The organism is Nocardia sp. NPDC127526 (assembly GCF_042672265.1).
Lineage (GTDB): Bacteria > Actinomycetota > Actinomycetes > Mycobacteriales > Mycobacteriaceae > Nocardia.
Window position 1 is genome coordinate 305,549 of record NZ_JBHXVO010000007.1, and the last position, 19,931, is coordinate 325,479.

At 67.5% G+C, this 19,931-nt stretch carries 21 protein-coding genes; 5 read left to right on the forward strand and 16 right to left on the reverse strand.

Going from position 1 to position 19,931, the window contains the following annotated elements:
• Positions 1-155: 155 nt before the first annotated feature.
• Both ACFVIV_RS15940 and ACFVIV_RS15945 read right to left on the reverse strand, forming a co-directional pair.
• Complete coding sequence (locus ACFVIV_RS15940) at positions 156-722, reverse strand: transglycosylase SLT domain-containing protein (protein WP_379196770.1); 567 nt, start codon at positions 720-722, stop codon at positions 156-158.
• Between the two features lie 313 nt (positions 723-1,035).
• Entirely contained in the window at positions 1,036-1,779 is a 744-nt protein-coding gene (locus tag ACFVIV_RS15945; RefSeq protein WP_379196772.1) for a DNA alkylation repair protein, read from the reverse strand.
• Between the two features lie 99 nt (positions 1,780-1,878).
• Between ACFVIV_RS15945 and ACFVIV_RS15950 the strand changes: the two genes are divergently transcribed.
• Complete coding sequence (locus tag ACFVIV_RS15950; protein ID WP_379196774.1) at positions 1,879-2,199, forward strand: hypothetical protein; 321 nt, start codon at positions 1,879-1,881, stop codon at positions 2,197-2,199.
• Positions 2,200-2,212: 13 nt separating this feature from the next.
• Here the strand turns inward: ACFVIV_RS15950 and ACFVIV_RS15955 are convergent, their stop codons facing one another.
• The 3 genes from ACFVIV_RS15955 to ACFVIV_RS15965 all read right to left on the reverse strand — a co-directional run bounded on the left by ACFVIV_RS15955 (position 2,213) and on the right by ACFVIV_RS15965 (position 4,237).
• On the reverse strand, positions 2,213-3,118 hold the full coding sequence (locus ACFVIV_RS15955; RefSeq protein WP_379196776.1) for a hypothetical protein: 906 nt from the start codon (positions 3,116-3,118) through the stop codon (positions 2,213-2,215).
• A 107-nt stretch (positions 3,119-3,225) separates the two neighbouring features.
• Entirely contained in the window at positions 3,226-3,846 is a 621-nt protein-coding gene (locus ACFVIV_RS15960) for a TetR/AcrR family transcriptional regulator (protein ID WP_379196885.1), read from the reverse strand.
• A 37-nt stretch (positions 3,847-3,883) separates the two neighbouring features.
• On the reverse strand, positions 3,884-4,237 hold the full coding sequence (locus ACFVIV_RS15965) for an SPW repeat protein (protein ID WP_379196778.1): 354 nt from the start codon (positions 4,235-4,237) through the stop codon (positions 3,884-3,886).
• A 153-nt stretch (positions 4,238-4,390) separates the two neighbouring features.
• On the opposite strand from ACFVIV_RS15965, the gene ACFVIV_RS15970 reads away from it, so the two are divergent.
• The 3 genes from ACFVIV_RS15970 to ACFVIV_RS15980 all read left to right on the forward strand — a co-directional run bounded on the left by ACFVIV_RS15970 (position 4,391) and on the right by ACFVIV_RS15980 (position 6,768).
• Positions 4,391-5,575 carry an NAD(P)/FAD-dependent oxidoreductase gene (locus ACFVIV_RS15970; RefSeq protein WP_379196780.1) on the forward strand — a complete coding sequence of 395 codons (1,185 nt, stop codon included), beginning with the start codon at positions 4,391-4,393 and terminating at the stop codon, positions 5,573-5,575.
• Between the two features lie 93 nt (positions 5,576-5,668).
• The gene (locus ACFVIV_RS15975) at positions 5,669-6,442 is read left to right on the forward strand and encodes a glutamate racemase (protein ID WP_379196782.1); all 774 of its coding nucleotides are present in this window, start codon (positions 5,669-5,671) and stop codon (positions 6,440-6,442) included.
• Positions 6,443-6,492: 50 nt separating this feature from the next.
• Positions 6,493-6,768 carry a hypothetical protein gene (locus tag ACFVIV_RS15980; protein ID WP_379196784.1) on the forward strand — a complete coding sequence of 92 codons (276 nt, stop codon included), beginning with the start codon at positions 6,493-6,495 and terminating at the stop codon, positions 6,766-6,768.
• Here ACFVIV_RS15980 and ACFVIV_RS15985 read toward each other — a convergent pair.
• The 8 genes from ACFVIV_RS15985 to hppD all read right to left on the reverse strand — a co-directional run bounded on the left by ACFVIV_RS15985 (position 6,748) and on the right by hppD (position 15,249).
• The gene (locus ACFVIV_RS15985) at positions 6,748-7,866 is read right to left on the reverse strand and encodes a hypothetical protein (RefSeq protein WP_379196786.1); all 1,119 of its coding nucleotides are present in this window, start codon (positions 7,864-7,866) and stop codon (positions 6,748-6,750) included. The two genes, ACFVIV_RS15980 and ACFVIV_RS15985, sit on opposite strands and share 21 nt — an antisense overlap.
• A gap of 217 nt (positions 7,867-8,083) precedes the next feature.
• Entirely contained in the window at positions 8,084-9,274 is a 1,191-nt protein-coding gene (tuf, locus tag ACFVIV_RS15990; protein ID WP_379196788.1) for an elongation factor Tu, read from the reverse strand.
• Between the two features lie 132 nt (positions 9,275-9,406).
• On the reverse strand, positions 9,407-11,512 hold the full coding sequence (gene fusA / locus ACFVIV_RS15995) for an elongation factor G (protein ID WP_379196790.1): 2,106 nt from the start codon (positions 11,510-11,512) through the stop codon (positions 9,407-9,409).
• A gap of 155 nt (positions 11,513-11,667) precedes the next feature.
• Complete coding sequence (gene rpsG, locus ACFVIV_RS16000) at positions 11,668-12,138, reverse strand: 30S ribosomal protein S7 (protein WP_014353063.1); 471 nt, start codon at positions 12,136-12,138, stop codon at positions 11,668-11,670.
• Complete coding sequence (rpsL, locus tag ACFVIV_RS16005; protein ID WP_014353064.1) at positions 12,138-12,512, reverse strand: 30S ribosomal protein S12; 375 nt, start codon at positions 12,510-12,512, stop codon at positions 12,138-12,140. The genes rpsG and rpsL overlap by 1 nt, the downstream gene beginning before the upstream one ends.
• A gap of 278 nt (positions 12,513-12,790) precedes the next feature.
• Positions 12,791-13,342 carry a DUF3558 domain-containing protein gene (locus tag ACFVIV_RS16010; protein WP_379196792.1) on the reverse strand — a complete coding sequence of 184 codons (552 nt, stop codon included), beginning with the start codon at positions 13,340-13,342 and terminating at the stop codon, positions 12,791-12,793.
• Between the two features lie 14 nt (positions 13,343-13,356).
• Positions 13,357-13,887 (reverse strand): DUF3558 domain-containing protein, encoded by a 531-nt coding sequence (locus tag ACFVIV_RS16015; protein ID WP_379196794.1) that lies wholly within the window; start codon positions 13,885-13,887, stop codon positions 13,357-13,359.
• A gap of 138 nt (positions 13,888-14,025) precedes the next feature.
• Positions 14,026-15,249, reverse strand: a complete 1,224-nt coding sequence (gene hppD / locus ACFVIV_RS16020) for a 4-hydroxyphenylpyruvate dioxygenase (protein WP_379196795.1) — start codon at positions 15,247-15,249, stop codon at positions 14,026-14,028.
• Positions 15,250-15,388: 139 nt separating this feature from the next.
• On the opposite strand from hppD, the gene ACFVIV_RS16025 reads away from it, so the two are divergent.
• Positions 15,389-15,907 (forward strand): Lrp/AsnC family transcriptional regulator, encoded by a 519-nt coding sequence (locus ACFVIV_RS16025; RefSeq protein ID WP_379196797.1) that lies wholly within the window; start codon positions 15,389-15,391, stop codon positions 15,905-15,907.
• Positions 15,908-16,015: 108 nt separating this feature from the next.
• Here the strand turns inward: ACFVIV_RS16025 and ACFVIV_RS16030 are convergent, their stop codons facing one another.
• The 3 genes from ACFVIV_RS16030 to ACFVIV_RS16040 all read right to left on the reverse strand — a co-directional run bounded on the left by ACFVIV_RS16030 (position 16,016) and on the right by ACFVIV_RS16040 (position 19,847).
• Complete coding sequence (locus ACFVIV_RS16030; protein WP_379196799.1) at positions 16,016-17,128, reverse strand: winged helix DNA-binding domain-containing protein; 1,113 nt, start codon at positions 17,126-17,128, stop codon at positions 16,016-16,018.
• Positions 17,129-17,155: 27 nt separating this feature from the next.
• Entirely contained in the window at positions 17,156-18,130 is a 975-nt protein-coding gene (locus tag ACFVIV_RS16035) for an NADPH:quinone oxidoreductase family protein (protein WP_379196801.1), read from the reverse strand.
• 79 nt (positions 18,131-18,209) lie between these two features.
• Positions 18,210-19,847 carry a serine/threonine-protein kinase gene (locus ACFVIV_RS16040; RefSeq protein ID WP_379196802.1) on the reverse strand — a complete coding sequence of 546 codons (1,638 nt, stop codon included), beginning with the start codon at positions 19,845-19,847 and terminating at the stop codon, positions 18,210-18,212.
• Positions 19,848-19,931 lie beyond the last annotated feature (84 nt).

A 19,931-nucleotide genomic window follows, 5' to 3' on the forward strand; every position in this document is an offset into this window, starting at 1 on the left:
CGACACCCTCGTCGGCCGGGCGGGCCCTGCAACCGCCCACCTCACTATTCGTTTGTCTCTCCTGGGCAATACCCGTGGGGCCCCCGTTTCAGTAGACGCGGCGGCCCCATTCGGTCGGGGTTTCAGGGGCTTGCCCCTGAGAGCCACGAGAGTTGTCAGTAAGCCCCGTACACGTTGTCGATCGAGCCGTAGCGCTGTGCCGCGTAGTTGCAGGCCGCGGTGATATTCGCGACCGGGTCGTAGACATCCCAGGACGTGCCTTCCACGTGATAGGCGTGGAAGGTCGGGTCGATGGTCTGCAGCAGGCCCTTGGACGGGATTCCCGCCGCGGCATTGGAGTCGTAGAGATTGATGGCCTGGGGGTTACCACCGGACTCGCGCATGATGTTGCGGTGAATGCCCTCGTAACTACCGGGAATTCCGCGCTTGCCCATGATGTAGAGCGATTCCTTGATCCACCCGTCGAGATCATTGGTGAACACCGGCGGCAGCAGTTCGGAGAACGGCGCGGGCAGGGTCTGCACGAATCCCCGCGCCTGATCCTGCTGCGGCTCGGGCAGAGTCCGGACCAGGTCACCGGCCTGCTGCTGCACCTGCTGGGCGGGCTGCTGGAACTCCGGCGGCACACCGGCGATGGTCTCGGTGGCGGCGGCCTGACCGGTGGCGCAGAGCGCGAGTGCCAGGGAGGAAAGACACAGGGGGAACAGTTTTTTCAAAGGCATAGCGATGTGGGCACAGCGCTATCCACGGCGAACGCCGTTCCGGCGCACGTCGTTACGCTGTATGGGTTGTGATCGGCATTGGGGGAGAACGGGATTCGGGCACACAACCCGCGGGATCACCATTCCGGCCTGTCGACGGCTGATCACAGAATGGTTGCGCTAAGTTAACGTAAACTGAACTAGAGATGAACAATCGGTGCTGATGATCTGCAGGCAAATCCTCAGACAAGATCATCTGGCCATGACCGGGCGATCCTCAGCCCGAAACGAGATTCTCGGCAATCACTGAGCAGTGCGTCACAGCTCGATTGCCTCATCGTTGCGCGCGATAGTGCGCCCGCTGCTCCGGCGTCAGATGCTCGGTGGCGTAGCTGAGCGCCGTGCGGCCCATCCCGGCGGCGTGCGCATCCAGGAAGCCGGTGAGGATCGCGGCGTCCACCCGCTTGCCGATCTCCCGCAGCATCCAGCCCACCGCCTTCTGGATCAGATCCCGCCGATCCACCAGCAGCCGCTCGCACAACTCCAGGGTGGTCGCCGGATCCCCGGCCTTGATGAACGCGAAGGTGGTCAGCAGAGCCACCCGCCGCTCCCACAGCGACTCCTGCGCCGCCAGCTCGAACAGCAGATCGCGCGGCCGGTCCAGATACCACGGCCCGAGCACGAACTCGGCCGAGGCATCCACCAGATCCCAGTTGTTCACCCGCCCGCGCCGCACGGCCGCCAGATACAGCTCCACGATCCGCCGCTGCAGTTCGACATCCGCGCCGCGCTTGCGCGAGGCCTTCGCCATCCGGTCGTTGAGCAGCACCAGCCCGGCCAGCCGATGCTCGTGCACCTCGCTGTCGAGCAGTTCGTCGATCTCCGGAAGCGCTATCCCCGCAAACGCTTTCGCGACCTTGCGGGTCTGCGGAACCCGCACCCCGATGAAGACGTCGCCCTCGCCGTACTCCCCCGGGCCGGTCTTGAAGAACCGCTGCAGATGAATCGCATCCGCCGCATCGGCCACCTTCGCCAGCTCCGCCCGCACCGCGGCCGCCGTCAACTCGGACTCGCCCATCGCCACTCCCGCCTCGCTCGGCCCCCGCCTCATGATCGGACACCGCACCGACACGAATCAGGACCCACGCCGAATCGTCCGGTACGCCACGATTGGTCCATGACCGAGAGCGCGGCGGCCGCACCCTTCCGCATGACGATCGAGGGCGTCTTCACCATCACCGGGCGCGGCACCATCGTCGCCGGGACCGTCGAGCAGGGCGCGGTGAGCGTCGGGGACGATGTCGAGATCATCGGGGCGGCGGACATTCTGCTCGCGCGGATCCGCGGCATCGACTTCGTCTGCCGTCCGCGCACCGATCCGCAGGAGCGGCCGAATACGCTCGGGTTATTGCTCGACGGCGTGCGCAAGGATCAGATCGCGGTGGGCGATATCGTCGCCGCGCCGAATTCGGCCGGGAGGCCCACCGCCGAGCGCTGAACCTCGTTTTCGATCAAGCGGTTTCAGCCGCGGCCTGTAACAGCACCTCGCCGAATTTGCGCATCTCCGCCGGGCCGCCGTACCACGCGGCGATCAGATCGACAGCGGCCGAACGGGTTCGACGGGCCGCGCGGGCCAACTCGGAGACGGTGATCTCACCCGCCTCCGCCTTGAGCGCCGCCGCATCGAGATCGTGACTGGTCACCAGCAGGCGCATGATCTGATGCAGATCGATGGTCGGGCTGTCGCCGCGCGAGACGGCCTGCGCCGGTTCGGGTTCCGGGGCGGCGCGACGCGAGGCCGGCTGGGGCTCCGGGACAGCACGACGCCCGGAGGGCCCGGGTTCCGGTGCGATGAGGCGAGGAGCGGGCTCGTTATCGGACGCGGCACGGCGCGGGCTCGGCTCGGCGTCGGGCAGGCTGCGGCGGCCGGACACCTCGGTCTCCGGAAAGGCCGGGTGCGGCTCCGGCTCGGGGAGGCTCCGGCGTCCGGAGAGCTCCGCCTCCTGAAAGACCGGGTGCGGGGCCGAGTCCGGCAGGCTGCGGCGTCCCGGCGACTCGCTCTCCGGAAAGGCGGGGCGCGGCTCGCTGTCGAGCGGGGAACGCCAGGGCGCGGGCTCGGGGTGGCGCGGGGCCGTCTCGGCCTCGGACATGGACCGGCGCGAGGGGGATTCCGGCTCGCTGAGCGCGCGCGGCGCCGGCTCCGGATCGGCGGTGTGCCGGGTGATCGGGGAGGACCACTGCACCTGCTGCTCGGCTTGATCGATGCCATTGCGGCCGATCGTGCCGTGCGAGCCGGTGTCGATGCCGGTCAGTGCACCGTTCTGGGAGTTGCCCGAGGCGAAGAGGTCCGGGTTGGTCAGACGCGGCTGACGCGAGTTCAGGGGCTCCCCGAGTTTGGCGGTGTATTCGGCATCCATGGGCGACATTCTTACCCTGCCCGGGAACCCGCGGCGACTCGGGCCGGTGAAAGCCATTACCAAGCAATGGTATTGGGGGATTTACACGGAATAGCAGCAAATTCGGGTCAACCGAGCTGCGTCATTCCGGCGGCCACCACCTGGGCCACGTTCAGGATTTCCTCGGCGGACGGGAGGGTGAGGCCGTCCAGGGTGTGCAACCGGTCGGTGCTGGCAATGGCGAACATGGCCGAGACCCAGGCGGCGGCGCAAGCGCGCAGCGTACCGGGCTGCACCGGGGCCGGAGCGCTGGCCTGGAGCACCCGGGCCGTCACGTCCAGCAGCTGATCACGCATGTGGCGCAGTTGTTTCCGCACATCGGGATGAGTGTCGGCCTCGCGCCACATGATGACGCGCAGCACCGAGGAATGGTGATCACGAATATTGAGCGCGGCATCCAGATTGATCAGGCTCTTCACCGGATCGCCCGGGGCCACCACCGAAGCGATGTCGTCGATGGGATTACGCGGGACGCGTTCGGCCATGAGCGCCGACAGAATGGCGTCCTTGGTGGGGAAATAGTAGAAGACCAGGCCCTTGGGGACGCCGGCCGCCGCCGCCAGGGCGGCGGTCGGAGTCGCATCGAATCCCTGTGCCGCGAACAGGTTTTCCGCGGCGTCCAGGATGAGCTGACGGGCGTCGCCGTCGACTTTCTTGCTGCGGCGACGCCCCGCTCCGGGTCGATGCATCTGCATGGGCGCTTGAATTCTCAGTACTGTGTCGGTCTCAGTGATGTGTCGCAGTATGCATCCGGGCCGACACGGCGGGCAATGCGGCGACCGCGACGACCACGGTCAGCACGCCCACGATCCACGCGGTCCACGAAGCACCGCTGTAGGCATCGAAATTCATCACCCACGGGGAGATGAACAACAGCACGCCGAGTGCGGCCATGGCGTAATCGGCGGTGGCGCTGACCATCTTCATGAGCTGGCCAAGGCCGGTGAGTGCGATGCACACGCCGAGTACGACGAGAGTCCACATGGCGCGATTGTTCGTGTCGACGAACAGGGGCGACAACGCGGCGATGGCGCCGAGTACGACGGCCACCATGTCCTGTGCGCGGCTCTCGGTGAACATGTAAGCCTCCTTAAGGCCGAGGGTATGTCCTACCACCCGGTATATTCCTGATTGACCGCCCGATCAATAAATGTCCGGCTACGATTCAGCGGCAGCTCGGGTGTGGTGCGCGACACAGCGGCGCCGACGCGATTCACAGATATGGTTTGGCCTATGTCGGAGTCGGTAGAACACGTTCTAATAGTCGGTGCGGGGCTGGCGGGACTGCGCACCGCCGAGGAACTGCGCCGCGCAGGCTACGAGGGTGAACTGACGCTCATCGGGGATGAGGATCGCGCGCCCTACGACCGGCCGCCGCTGTCCAAACAGTTCGTGCGCGGCGAAACCGACGACACCACGCTGCGGCCCGCCGAATTCTTCGCCGAGCAGCGCATCGGGCTGCGGCTCGGCGCGGCGGCCACCGGAGTCGACACCACCGCCCGGCGGGTCACTCTGAGCGATGGCAGCGCGATCGGCTACGACCAGCTGGTCATAGCCACCGGTTTGCGCCCGCGCCGCATTCCCGGCTTCCCGGAAGCGCGGGGCGTGCACGTCCTGCGCTCGCACGCCGACGCCGTCCGCCTGCGCGCGGAACTCGGCACGGCTCGGCGCGCCGTCGTGGTCGGCGCGGGGTTCATCGGCTGCGAACTCGCCGCGAGCTTCCGCGCCCGCGGCCTCGACGTGGCGCTCGTCGAACCGCAGCCCACTCCCCTGGCCGCGGCGCTGGGCGCGGAGATCGGGGCGCTGGTGGCCCGGCTGCACCTCGACGAAGGCGTCGACCTCCGCTGCGGCACAGGCGTCGAAGCGCTGCTGACCGAGAACGACACCGTGCGCGGCGTGCGACTGAGCGATGGCACCGACCTCGAGGCCGACCTGGTGGTGATCGGCGTCGGCTCGATCCCGGTCACCGACTGGCTCGCCGACTCCGGCATCCCCCTCGCCGCACCCGCCGCCGGCGGCGGCATCCTCACCGACGAGACCGGCCGCACCTCCATCCCCGGCGTCTGGGCCGTGGGCGACGTCGCCGCCTGGCTGCTCGACACCGGCCGCAACAAGCGCGTCGAACACTGGACCAATGCCGGTGAACAGGCCCGGCTGCTGGCCTGCGCCCTGCTCGGCATGGCAGCCCCCGCCGCCGTCCAGGTCCCATACGTCTGGAGCGACCAGTACGACATGAAGATCCAGGTCCTCGGCACCCCGTCCCGCGCCGACGAGGTCCGGATCGTCGAGGACAAGGGCCGCAAGTTCCTCGCCCACTGCTACCGCGCCGGCACTCTGGTCGCGGTGGTCGGTGCGGGCATGACCGGCAAGGTCATGAAGATGCGCGCCCAACTCGCCGGAGCTCGGGCCACGGTCTGAACGGTCGCGATCCGCCCCGGTCAGCGGCCTGTTCCGGCCGGTAGGGCGACCACGGTTCGCGATTCGGGGCAGGCGTTCACTACCGTTGCGGGTGTGATCGTCGCGCTCATTGATTCCGGCCTGGGGATGCTGCCCACCGGGGCGTGGTTGCGGAAGCTGCGGCCCGATATCGATCTGCTGCTGCAAATGGATCCCGAGGGCGCGCCCTGGGGGCCCAAACCCGAGCAGTGGGTGGTGGACCGCGTGCTCGACACCGCCCGCACCTCGCTGCGCGAGGGCGCGGAAGTCATTGTGCTGCCCTGCAATACGGCCAGCGTCACCGCACTCGAACACGTCCGCGCCGAAGTCGGACCCGGCGTTCCCGTGATCGGCACCGTCCCGGCCATCAAACCCGCCGCGGCCGCCTGCCGGAAGATAGCCGTCTGGGCGACCGCCGCCACCACCGCCAGCGCCTACCAAGCCGACCTCATCGCCCGCTTCGGCGGCGACGCCGAGGTCATCGGCGTGGCCTGCCACGGCCTGGCCGATTCCATCGACCGCGGCGACCTCCCCGCCATCACCGAGGCCATCGCCAGCGCCGCCGCCCGCACCCCCGCCGGCACCGAAGGCATAGTCCTGGGCTGCACCCACTACCCCCTGGTCCTCGACGCCATCCTCGCCGCCCTCCCGCGGGGCGTCCGCATCTTCGACAGCGCCGAAGCGGTTGCCGGACAGACGCTACGCCGCATGGACGCGCTCGGCCGCCCCACCGCCGGCACCGGCGCGGTCCGGGTCCTGACCAGCGGGCGCCCCGGCGAACTCCCCGCCGCCGCAGCCGCTTTCGATTCCGGCCGCGTGCTCGGAGCCATCCCCGCGCCGATTCCCTGAGCGCCCAGCGCCTTCGGTTTGACCGGCGCGGTACCGGGCAGGTCTGCCGCATGAGCGAAAAAGAACAGCAACCGCACGCGGAATCCGCGAAACAGGATGACCGGCCGATGATCCCCGAGCCGGAGGTCGAGGACAAGCACCGGGAACAGGCCGCCCGCATGGCCGAGTCCTACAAGGACGAACGCCCGTCCACCGTCATGCCCGGCTCCGACGGCATGGTCTCCGGCACCGCGGTCGCCGACTGGATCGACGAGGACGGCAATCCGGACCCCGAACGCGCCGAACGGCGGGCCCGGGAAAACGACTCAGAAACTGTTCGCGAGTAGGGCGTACTGGGCCGCCGCGCGCTGGAGCAGGTCACCGCGATCATCGCCGTTGAGCATGGCGACGTAGCGGCGGTAGACCACGAAACACTTGTTCACCCAGTAGTTCTCGGGGTTGGCGGCGTCCTCGACGCTCATGCAGATCACGTCGGGAACACCGGACGGCCCGTCGATGCGGATGTAGTTGTCGCGGAAGAGCGCCGTGAGACCGGCGGCGAGGGTCTGCGCCGCGTCCGGGTCGCGGGCGCGCAGGAGCGTGTCGTCGTTCAGGTAGGCGATGGCGTCCGTGCCGCTGCGCCCGAACAGCGAGGCCCATCTCGCCTGATCGCCGGCGCGGTGCACGAAGTCGTTGATGCCGTACACGGCGAAGGTGTTCACCTCCGGCACGCGCACGCTCCGATCGCGCGTGACCGTTCTGGCCAGCAGGCCCCCCGGGTCGAGCGGCAGGTCGTCGAACTCGGATTCCGCAGTCGGACGGAACTTTTCGAGCACCGGAAGCTGTGCGTCGAGCGTCTTGCGCACCCACGCGAGCAGGTCGGCTTCATCGGCGGCCGGACGCTCGACGAGCAGCGACAGGACGAATTCCTCATGTGCGAGGAAGACGCCGATATTCGCGATACCGGGACGCCAATGGATATATGCCGCCGGGTATTCGGCGAGATGCAGTGTGCGATTCTGATCGGCGGCCACATTGAAGTCGGTGCTCTCGAGTTCGACCGCGGCCGCCGCCGCGGCGGCCGCGGACGGGAAACGCAGCAGCGCGCTGCTCACGACGGTCGCCGTGGGCGAGATGCCCTCCTCGGTATCCGGCTCGTCCCCGCCGCTCACGCCGTAGCCCACCAGCATGCGGTGGCGTTCCAGGACCGAGGTCGACGCCCCGGCGACCATCCCGAACTCCTCCACCTCGAGCGGAGTCAGCAGCACCTTGGCGTTGTAGCCGATCGCCAGCGCGGCATCGATGCGCGAGGTCAGCACCACCGCCTCCGCCATCCGGATGCCCTCCGCGAGTGCGCCGTCCGTGCCCGCGGTGCCCTCGTATCGGTGCTTCGACACCTGATAGGACCCGATATCGAAAGTGCGGACATCGATTTCACCCGGCACCGGCGTACCGCGCGCACCGAGACAACCCGTGAGCAGACATGCCGACGCAATGACGGCTGCGCCCAGCGATTTTCGTAATCGTCCAACCATGATGCGGCCCCCCGCACGTACCGATGCTTCCAGGCTACCGGTGTCCGTGCGGGTTGCCCCGGAATTCGGGCAGACGCGAAAAGGGCCGCTCCCCTGGGGGAACGGCCCTTCTCAGTAAGAGCGAGTCTTACTTGATGATCTTGGTGACGCGACCGGCACCGACGGTGCGGCCACCCTCACGGATCGCGAAACGCAGGCCCTCGTCCATGGCGACCGGCTGGATGAGCTTGACGCTCATCTCGGTGTTGTCGCCCGGCATGACCATCTCGGTGCCCTCGGGGAGGGTCACGACGCCGGTCACGTCCGTGGTGCGGAAGTAGAACTGCGGACGGTAGTTGTTGAAGAACGGGGTGTGGCGGCCGCCCTCGTCCTTCGACAGGATGTACGCCTGGCCCTCGAACTCGGTGTGCGGGGTGGTGGTGCCCGGCTTGATGACGACCTGGCCGCGCTCCACGTCCTCGCGCTTGATGCCACGGACCAGCAGGCCGACGTTGTCGCCCGCCTGGCCGTTGTCGAGCAGCTTGCGGAACATCTCGATGCCCGTGATGGTGGTCTTGGTGACCTTCTCGCGGATGCCGACGATCTCGACTTCCTCGTTCACGTTGATCACACCGCGCTCGATACGACCGGTGACGACGGTGCCACGACCGGTGATCGTGAAGACGTCCTCGATCGGCATCAGGAACGGCTTGTCGGTCTCACGGACCGGGTCCGGGATCGACTCGTCGACGGCGTTCATCAGGTCGAGAACGGACTGCGCCCACTTCTCGTCACCCTCGAGGGCCTTCAGGCCGGACACGCGCACGACCGGGGCGTCCTCGTCGAACTCCTGCGAAGCCAGCAGCTCGCGGACCTCCATCTCGACGAGCTCGAGGATTTCCTCGTCGTCGACCATGTCGGCCTTGTTCAGGGCGACCAGGATGTAGGGCACGCCGACCTGGCGGGCGAGCAGCACGTGCTCACGGGTCTGCGGCATCGGGCCGTCGGTGGCGGCCACGACCAGGATCGCGCCGTCCATCTGGGCGGCACCGGTGATCATGTTCTTGATGTAGTCCGCGTGACCCGGGGCGTCGACGTGCGCGTAGTGGCGCTTCTCGGTCTGGTACTCGACGTGGGAGATGTTGATCGTGATACCACGAGCCTTCTCCTCCGGCGCCTTGTCGATCTGGTCGAACGCGAAGGCCGCGTTCAGGTCCGGGTACTTGTCAGCCAGCACCTTGGTGATCGCCGCGGTCAGCGTGGTCTTGCCGTGGTCGACGTGACCAATGGTGCCGATGTTGACGTGGGGCTTCGTCCGCTCGAACTTCGCCTTCGCCACTGTTGTCCTCCTGGACTAGTTTGGTGCGTGCATTTTTGCAGCAGTGCGGTTTTTATAACTGGGTGTCGTTCAGGACTCCCGGCCGGGGCAGGCTTTGTCTCCCGCAGGAGACGCACCCTGCCCCATGAGTGACTACTCGCCGGTTGCCTTGGCGATGATCTCCTTCGACACATTGGCCGGAACCTCTGCGTACGAAGCGAACACCATGGAGTAGTTCGCCCGGCCCTGGGTCTTGGACCGCAGGTCACCGATGTAGCCGAACATCTCCGAGAGCGGAACCAGCGCCTTGACGACACGGGCACCACTGCGTTCCTCCATGGCCTGGATCTGGCCACGGCGGGAGTTGAGGTCGCCGATCACATCGCCCATGTACTCCTCGGGCGTGATGACCTCGACCGCCATGAGCGGCTCGAGGATCACCGGACCGGCCTTGCGGGCCGCTTCCTTGAGGGCCATCGCGCCGGCGATCTTGAACGCCATTTCCGAGGAGTCGACCTCGTGGTAGGCGCCGTCGAGCAGCGAAGCCTTCACATTGACCAGCGGGTAACCGGCGAGCACGCCGTACTGCATGGCGTCCTGGATACCGGCGTCGACCGACGGGATGTACTCGCGCGGAACGCGGCCACCGGTGACCTTGTTCTCGAACTCGTAGGTCGCGCCGTCCTCGGCGTCCACCAGCGGAGCCAGGCCGATGATGACGCGGGCGAACTGACCCGAACCACCGGTCTGCTTCTTGTGGGTGTACTCGAGCTTCTCGACCGGCTTGGTGATGGTCTCGCGGTAGGCCACCTGCGGCTTGCCGACATTGGCCTCGACCTTGAACTCGCGCTTCATGCGGTCGACCAGGATGTCGAGGTGCAGCTCGCCCATGCCGCCGATGACGGTCTGGCCGGTCTCCTCGTCCAGCTTCACCGAGAAGGTCGGATCCTCTTCGGCCAGCTTCTGGATCGCGGTGCCCAGCTTCTCCTGGTCGGACTTGGTCTTGGGCTCGATCGAGACCTGGATGACCGGATCCGGGAAGGTCATGGACTCCAGCACGACCTGGTTCTGCGGATCGCAGAGGGTGTCGCCGGTGGTGGTGTCCTTCAGGCCGATGACCGCGTAGATGTGGCCGGCCTGAACCTCGGAAACCGGGTTCTCCTTGTTGGAGTGCATCTGGAACAGCTTGCCCAGACGCTCCTTCTTGCCCTTGGTCGAGTTGATGACCTGAGCGCCGGAGTCGACCTTGCCGGAGTACACGCGGACGTAGGTCAGCTTGCCGAAGAACGGATGCGCCGCGATCTTGAACGCCAGGGCCGCGAACGGCTCGTTGACATCCGGGTTGCGGTGGATGGTCTCGTCTTCCTTGCCCGGCACGTGGCCATCGGCGCCACCGTCGTCCAGCGGGGACGGCAGGTAGTCGATGACGGCGTCGAGCATGGGCTGCACGCCCTTGTTCTTGAACGCCGAACCACACAGGATCGGGTACAGCTCGGAGTTGACGGTCATCTTGCGGATGGCGCCCTTGATCTCCTCGATCGAGAGCTCCTCACCGCCGAAGAACTTCTCCAGCAGCGCCTCGTCGGACTCGGCGACGGTCTCCAGCAGCTCCTGCCGGTAGATCTCGGCCTGGTCCTTCAGATCCTCGGGGATCTCGATGACCTCGTAGGACTCACCGAGCTTGGTCTCGCCACGCCACACCTTGGCATTGTTCTCGACCAGGTCGACGATGCCCTCGAAGGTGTCCTCGGCGCCGATCGGCAGCTGGATGACCAGCGGGCGCGCGCCCAGGCGATCCTTGATGGTCTGCACGGTGAAGTAGAAGTCCGCGCCGAGCTTGTCCATCTTGTTGACGAAGCAGATGCGCGGCACGTCGTACTTGTCGGCCTGACGCCACACCTGCTCGGACTGCGGCTCGACACCCTCTTTACCGTCGAACACCGCGACGGCGCCATCGAGCACGCGCAGCGACCGCTCCACCTCGACGGTGAAGTCGACGTGCCCGGGGGTGTCGATGATGTTGATCTGGTTGTCTTTCCAGAAGGTGGTCGTCGCGGCAGACGTGATGGTGATGCCGCGCTCCTGCTCCTGCTCCATCCAGTCCATGGTGGCGGCGCCATCGTGGACTTCACCGATCTTGTAAGTGATACCGGTGTAGAAGAGGATGCGTTCGGTGGTGGTCGTCTTACCGGCATCGATGTGGGCCATGATGCCGATGTTGCGGACCTTGTTCAGGTCGGTGAGCACGTCCTGTGCCACGGAAATCTTCCCCGCTCTTAGCTAGTGGGATCTTCGGGAACGACCCTGGCTTCTCCAGCGGTCATCACTGTGTCGACGCCCGGCGCGGCGCGTGCCGCGCCGGACTGTGACTCGGCTCCCGGACCCTCCGCGGAACGAAGGGCCGGGAGCACGAATCACCAGCGGTAGTGCGCGAACGCCCGGTTGGACTCGGCCATCTTGTGGGTGTCCTCGCGACGCTTCACCGAAGCGCCCAGGCCGTTGCTGGCATCCAGCAGCTCGTTCGCCAGACGCTCGACCATGGTCTTCTCACGACGCGCGCGGGAGAAGTTCACCAGCCAGCGCAGCGCGAGGGTGTTGGCGCGGCCCGGACGGACCTCGACCGGCACCTGGTAGGTGGCGCCACCGACGCGGCGGGGCTTCACCTCGAGGGAGGGCTTGACGTTGTCCAGCGCGCGCTTCAGCGTGACGACCGGATCGGTGCCGGTCTTCTCGCGGGCCTGCTCGAGGGCACCGTAGACGATGCGCTCGGCGGTGGACTTCTTGCCGTCCAGCAGGATCTTGTTGACCAGCTGCGTCACCAGGGGCGAGCCGTAGACCGGGTCATTGATCAGGGGACGCTTGGGAGCGGGGCCCTTGCGCGGCATTAGCTCTTCTCCTTCTTGGCGCCGTAGCGGCTGCGGGCCTGCTTGCGGTTCTTGACACCCTGGGTGTCGAGGGAGCCGCGGATGATCTTGTAGCGCACACCCGGGAGGTCCTTCACACGACCGCCGCGGACGAGCACCATCGAGTGCTCCTGCAGGTTGTGACCCTCACCGGGGATGTAGGCCGTGACCTCGACCGCGCTGGTCAGGCGAACACGCGCGACCTTACGCAGCGCGGAGTTCGGCTTCTTCGGGGTCGTGGTGTACACGCGGGTGCACACGCCACGACGCTGCGGGCTCCCCTTGAGGGCCGCAGTCTTGGTCTTCGCGACCTTGTCGCGGCGACCCTTGCGGACCAGCTGGTTGATGGTTGGCATAGACCGGCTTTCCTTTTAGTAACCAGGTGTCTGGAACTTCATGTCTTTGTCATTCGAGCTTTCCGCCCAGTTCTCACGGCATTTCCTTGCCACGAGGTCGGGCGTGTCGTGCTCAGCGCGTAGCCCGGAATCCGGGCACGCTGGAACGGTCAGCCGCTCTCGCTGGCCTACGTACTGCGCACAAACCTGCCCGCATGCTTCCGGGCACAGCGGTCCACGATACCCGGACCTTTTTCGGGGGGCAAAAAGGGGTCCCTCGAGCGCGGCTGGTAGAGGGGCTATCGGGCCAGGTTCAAGGTCAGCTCGACCAGCTTCCCGGCGGCCGCGCACGGGTCGCCGTGCGAGGAGCCGGAACGGTAATTCACCCACCAGCCAACGATTCCCGCGTCCGCGGCCGGTGCGAACACACCGCACGAATCGGCGTCATTGGGGCGGCGCACCTCCAGCGAACGCCGGCCTTGCACGTTTATGTCATTGGTCACATAGCCGAGCCGATCGTTATTCGTCTTCTCGTTGGCGAGCGAACCCTCCTCGTACCAACTGAGGGTCGCCATGCCGCTGCCGGCGGTGCCGCCCTCCAGATCCCACATGCACACCGCGCCGTTGAACGACGGACTCACATAGGTGCCCTCGCCGACCACCTTGCCGATGTCCTCGAGCGAGACCACCTCGCACTCGCGCAGCAGCTTGTCGAAGTTGGTGTTGATGCGGCCGCCGCCCTCGGAGGTGGTGCCGCCGGCGGGCAGGGCGGTGCCGTCGACGGTCTTGCCGCAGCCGCCCAGCGCGGCCGTGACGGCCAGCACGGCGAGCACGACAGCGCTCTTTCGCATATCGCGCATCCTCCTCATCCGAGCCGCTGCACGGTCAGCTCGGCCATCTTGCGGGTGCGATCGCACGGATTGCCGAGATTGTCGCCGCCGAAGATGCCGTAGGACATGGACCACTCGAAGAAGTCGTCGTCGAGCTGGACGGCCAGATCGCACACCCGGTTGGACGGGTCCAGGGCCTGGAAGCCGGTGCGGCCGCCCACCTCGATGGTCTCCGGATTGCGGCCGACGCTGGCCACCCACGCCTTCTCGCGATCGATCGGGCTGCCCCGGTAGGACGCGAAAGTGACGCTCGCCCCGCCGATTCCGCCGCCCTGCCAGTTGCAGCCGACCGAATTCTTGAATACCGCGCTCACGGTGCCGAGCCCGCCGATATCGCGTACCTCGTCGTCGGTGAGGTGACCGCATTCGCCGACGAACGGGCCCAGGGTCGCCACCTTCGGTGGCGGCCGCAAGCCCGGGGTGTCTCCCGAATCGTCCGTCCCCCCACACGCCGACAGCAGCAGCGCGAGGATCGACCCCGTGACAATCGCCGACGTCATTCGCATGCCGCCGAGCCTAATAGATTTGCCCCATGCGGCCGGGGATGAGAGGCGGGGGCTAAGCCCCCGAAACCCCCTTAGGCTGGAGATGAGAGGCGGGGGCTGAGCCCCCGAACCCCCTTAGGGCTGAGCCCCATCCCTTGCTCAGAGGTTTCCGCGCGCCTCCTGCTCGCGCTCGATGGCTTGGAAGAGGGCCTTGAAGTTGCCCTTGCCGAAGCCCAGGGAGCCGTGGCGTTCGATGAGTTCGAAGAACACCGTGGGGCGGTCGGTGATGGGCTTGCAGAAGATCTGCAGCAGGTAGCCGTCCTCGTCGCGGTCGACCAGGATGCCGCGGCTCTGCAATTCCTCCACCGGGACGCGCACGTGGCCGATGCGGGCGCGCAGTTCCGGGTCCTCGTAGTAGGAGTCGGGGGTGTCGAGGAATTCGATGCCCTCCCGGCGCAGCACGTCCACCGCGGTGAGGATGTCGCCGGTCGCCAGGGCGATGTGCTGCACGCCCGGGCCCTGATAGAACTCCAGGTACTCGTCGATCTGCGAGCGCTTGCGGCTGGGGGCCGGCTCGTTGAGCGGGAACTTGACGCGGTGGTTGCCGCTGGCCACCACCTTGCTCATGAGAGCGGAGTACTCGGTGGCGATATCGTCGCCGACGAACTCGGCCATATTCTCGAAACCCATGACGCGGCGGTAGAACTCGACCCATTCGTCCATCTGGCCCAGCTCCACATTGCCGACCACGTGGTCGATCGCCTGGAAGATGCGCTTGGGGGCGCCATCGCGCGGGGTGAAGGCGGACTTGCGGGCGACGAAGCCGGGCAGATAGGGGCCGTCGTAGCGGGAGCGGTCGACCAGGGTGTGGCGGGTCTCGCCGTAGGTGGCGATGGCGGCGGTGCGGACGGTGCCGAATTCGTCTGTCACATCATGGGGTTCGACCAGGACGGTGGCGCCGTGGGTGCGGGCCCATTCGATGCAGCGGTCCACGTCGGGCACCTCGAGAGCGATGTCGGTGACACCGTCGCCGTGCCGATCATGGTGCGCGACAAGCGGACTCGCCGGGTCCACCGCGCCGCACACCACGAAACGGGCCCCGCCGCTGCGCAATACGTACGCCTTGTGATCTCGATTGCCGGTCTCGGGACCGGAGTACGCCTCCAGGCGCATGCCGAAGGCGGATTCCAGGAAGTGGGCGGTCTGCACGGCATTGCCCACGGCCCAGACCAGGGCATCCCAGCCGATGACGGGGAAGGGGTCGGTGGTCTCGTCATGATCGACGAGGCCGATCAGCCGTCGTAGTTCCTCGTTTTCCGGCAGGTCGATCGGCTGCCGGACCACGGTGTCATCGCTTCTCGAGCCGGTGATCTCGATACTCATGGATCCAGCAAATCGCCGCGGCAGGCATTGGGCAATATCGCCGAAATTCGTTAGACATCCTGGTGAATTACGCCACCTTATGCCCCGGAGTGCTGGACAATTTGAATAGAACAGAGCACCGCCGAGCGGAGGTACAGCCGTGGCCCGCACGCCCGCCAAACTGGATGAACTCGATCTGGCGATCCTGACCGCCATGCACGAGTTCCAGAAGGCCGGAATCCTGGAGTTGTCCCGGCGCACCCGCGTCGCCCGGGCCACCGTGCAATCGCGGATCGCGCGCATGGAGGAGGCGGGGGTCATCGCTTCCTATGATCCCCAGATCGACGTGACCGCAGCGGGTTTCGATGTGGAAGCCTTCGTGACGCTGGAGATCTCCCAGGGTGCGCTGGAGGCGGTGGCCGCCGATCTGGAGGGCATCCCCGGCGTGCTCGAGGCGTATGCGACCACCGGTTCGGGGGACGTGCTGTGCCGGATCGGGGCCGATTCGCACGCCGGCCTGCAGACCGTGCTGCTCAGCATCGATCGCAGCGCCTCGGTGGTGCGGTCGCACAGCGTCATCGTGCTGTCCACCGTGGTGCCGCGCCGCACGCTGCCGCTGCTGCGCACCTTGACGCCGTCGGGCTCCAGCAAAGCTCCCGCGTACCGCAACGCGCACTGAACCGAGCGCGCGAGCCGGACCTCGTCATCCCGGCATGCTTTTGGCCGGGATCTCGAACAACGTGGTGGATTCCGGCCAAAAGCGCGCCGGAATGACGGAGACTTCAGATCAGGGGCGGAGATCGGCTCCGGGAGCGATGATTTCGACGCTCGGCGTGCGATCTGGCTCCAGGAAACCGAGTAGGGAGTGGGCTTCCGCTTCCACCGCCGCGCGATCGGCCGGGGTCCAGGCCGTGCGCGGGCTGATGCGCAGCCGCGCGGTGTCGCCCTTCGGGAAGACCTTGTAGACGCCGGCGAGATAGCCGTCGACCAGGATGGCCGAGACCTGATTCGCGAAGGCGCGCAAGGGCGGAGCCGCGCCGTCGGCAATGATGCGGGAGCGGTCCTGATGGGACAGCAGCGCATTGTCGTACCAGCCCAGCAAGCGCACCGGGGCCGGGAGGTCCGGGTCGGCGAGCTCGGCGTCGGCGGCGTCGTAGAGGGTGCGGCCGCGATCGTCGATATAGGTGCGGACGCGATCGCCGAGGCGGTCCACGGCGGGTTTCATGCCGGTGAGCTTGGACCAGGTCTGCATGTCCATGGTGGTGGCCGGGCCGAAGGCGCGCAGGTAGCGCAGCAGCAGCTCTTCGAGGGGATAGTCCGGGTCCAGGGGTGCGCCGAGCCAGGGTTCGACGCGCGACCAGACCGGGCGGCTGCTGTCGCCCCAGCGCCCGCGGGGCGGGGTCTGCAGGACCGGCAGCTGGTAGAGCCAGGTCTGCAGGACCGCGCCCGGATCGCGGTCGGGGTAGAGCGCGGCGGCGTGGGCGCGCAGTTCGGCCGCGGGGGTGGGAATGTCGCCGAGGACCTTCTCGCCGTTGGCGCGCACCTCCTCCGGATCCAGGCCGACCATGGCGCCGTAGTTGAATCCCTTACGGAAGGGCACCTTTTCGAGCTCCGGCTGGATGTGCGGGGCGATGCGCAGCGCATCGGGCGGGGTCACCAGGTGAATGGTGCCGCGCATCAAGGTGATTCGCACCAGCGAGCGATCGTCGAGTCCGGCGGAGACGGTCTCGGGGTCGAAATCCGCGAGCCGGCTCCACGCGGCGACGAACGGCGGCAGCATGTCCTGCGCCTGCAGGCCGATCAGGTGATCGCACAGTTGCGGCACGGTGAGCGCGCAACGTTCCAGCAAGTGCTGGCGGGCGAGCAGGGTCCGGTTCAGGACCCGGTTGGACAACTTCACGATGCACCCACCTCCGGGATCGGGCGTTCAGCGGAGGGTGACCACGACCTTGCCGGTGGCGGTGCGCTTGTCCAGCGCGGAGACGGCCTCGGCGGTGTGCGCGAGGGTGTAGAGGACGGGTTCCGGCGGGACGATCTTGCCGTCGGCGAGCAGCGGGGCCACCTCGGCCCACTGTTCCTGCAGATAGCCGGGATGGGTCATGGCCCATTCGCCCCAGGCGGCGCCGATCACCTCGACGTTCTTGAGCAGCAGGCGATTGACCTTGACGGTGGGGATCTCGCCGGCGGTGAAGCCCACCACGAGCAGCCGGCCGCCCGAGGCCAGCGAGCGGACGCTGTCGGTGAAGCGGTCGCCGCCGACCGGATCGAGGACGATGTCCACCCCGCGCCCGCCGGTGATCTCCTTGACCGCGTCCAGCCAGCCGTCGGTCAGCACCACATCGGTGGCCCCGTTGGCCCGGGCCACCTCGGCCTTCTCCTCGGTGCTCACCACGGCGATCACCCGGGCCGCGCCCAGCGCCTGCGCCAGCCGCAGCGTGGAGGTGCCGATACCGCCGGCGGCCCCGTGCACCAGCACGGTCTCCCCCGGCGCCAGCCGGCCGCGCTTGGTCAGGCAGAAGTGCACGGTCAGGTCGTTGAACAGCACACCCGCACCGGATTCCAGCGACACATTGTCGGGCAGCTCGAACACCATTTCGGCGGGCGTCACGGCCACGTCGGCGACCGCATTGCCGAGCAGCGTCAGCGCCACCACCCGGTCGCCCGCGCGGACGTGCGCGCCTTCGGGCGCCTCGCGCACGATGCCCGCGATCTCGCATCCGACGATGTAGGGCAGCTGCGGTTTCATCTGGTAGAGCCCGCGCGTCATGAGCACGTCGGGGAAGGCGATCCCGGCCGCGTGCACATCGATGACGACCCCGCCCGGATATCCGGCGGGCTCCGGCACCTCGAGCACCTCGATGGCCTCGGGCCCTTCCAGCTTGCTCACAACCGCTGCACGCACACCAATACTCCGATCAATCCACAAATGGATACCAAGCGAACGTAACCGATCACCGAGTCACTGGCCAGCACTGATCAGCTCAGCGGTAGGCGTACTCGATCATGGGTTCGTCGGCGAGGACATTGCCGCCCTTGGTGATGGTGAGGGCTGCGGCGGTGATGCGGTATTGGGTTCCGTCGGTGGGGTTGGTGACGGTGAAACCGCCGGTGCCGTCTGGGATCGGGTCGTCGAGTTCTATGCCCGCGCCGTCGCTGATGCGGATGCCCTTGTAGTAGTAGCGGCCGACGCCGGTGCGGCAGACCACGATGCGGGAGGAGGAGCTGCGGCCGATGGCCATGGCGGGGTTGTCGGCATTGCAGCGGGCGCCGGCGGCGCCGATGAAACCCTGTGCGTCCGTGCCGGTTACGGAACCGGTCAGCGGGGGGAGGGTGGTGATCGGGGGTGCGGTGGTCGCGGCGGTGGTGTTCGGGGTGGTGCGCGGTCCCGTGGTGATCGTCGGCTGGACGGTGATGGGCGAGGTGGTGCCGCCCGCATCGCCGCCGCCGGACTCGTTGCCGGACACCAGGACCCAGCCGAGGACGGCGGCCAGCAGGAGGACGACGCCGAGCAGCGCACCGATCAGCAGGCCCACCGAATTGCGATCGCGCGGCGGCGGCAAGGGCAGTGGGGCGGAAGGGTGTTCGCGCTGCGGGCCGCCGATGTAGGTGGGCTGCGATTGCGAGTAGCCGGGCGCGCGGGTGTGCGGGGGCGGGGTGAAGTCGACGGGGCCGGAGGGGTGTTCGGGGCGGAGCGTGCGGTCGCCGGCCGGAAAATGCTGGGAAGCCGGCGGATACACCACGGTCGGCGGGGCGGGCGGGACGGTGGTGCGGGTCTGCTCGCCGTGTTCGGCGCGCATCAGGGCGGCGCGCGCGGAGCGGGCCAGCTGGCCGGCGGAGGCGTAGCGGCGCTGCGGATCCTTGGCCATGCCCACCGCCACCACCTGGTCGAGGGTGTGCGGTACGCCGGGGCGGGCGCTGGGGCGCGGCGGCGGGGTCATCATGTGGGCGCGAATGGTGGCCAGATTGCTGTCGGTCCGGAACGGGACCTCGCCGGTGAGGCATTCGTAGAGCACGCAGGCCAGGGCGTAGACATCGGCGGAGGCGGAGACGCCGGCGCTGTGCTCGAAACGTTCGGGGGCCATATAGGCGAACGAGCCGATGGCGCTGCCGGTGGAGGTCAGCTGCGCGTCCGAGGCGGTGTGCGCGATGCCGAAATCGACCAGGTAGGCGAACAATTCGCCGGTCAGCAGGATATTGGCGGGCTTGATATCGCGGTGCACCAGGCCGATGTCGTGCGCGGCGTCCAGGGCGGCGGCGATCTGCTCCACCACGGTGACCGCGTGCGCGGGCGGCAGCGGGCCCTCGTCGTGCAGGTACGCCTTGAGGTCGCGGCCGCGGACCAGGCGCATATCGATGAACAGGACGCCGTCCACCTCGCCCCAGTCGTGCACCGGGATGACGTGCGGCTCCTGCAGGCGTGCGGCGGTGCGGGATTCGCGGCGGAAGCGCTCCACATAGGCGGGCGAGCGGGCCAATTCGACATCGAGCAGCTTCACCGCCACCACGCGGTCGCGGACGGTGTCGTAGGCCTCGTACACCTCGCCCATGCCGCCGACCCCGATCAGGCGGCGCAATTCGTACTGACCGAACCGAGTTCCGGCGCGCGCCCCTGCGCTCACTGATGTCGCCTCCCCTGCGCTGGAATCACACACCGAAAGGCTACGGGCCTGCGAGCGCGACTGTCATGCCCCTGGAAGTATCAA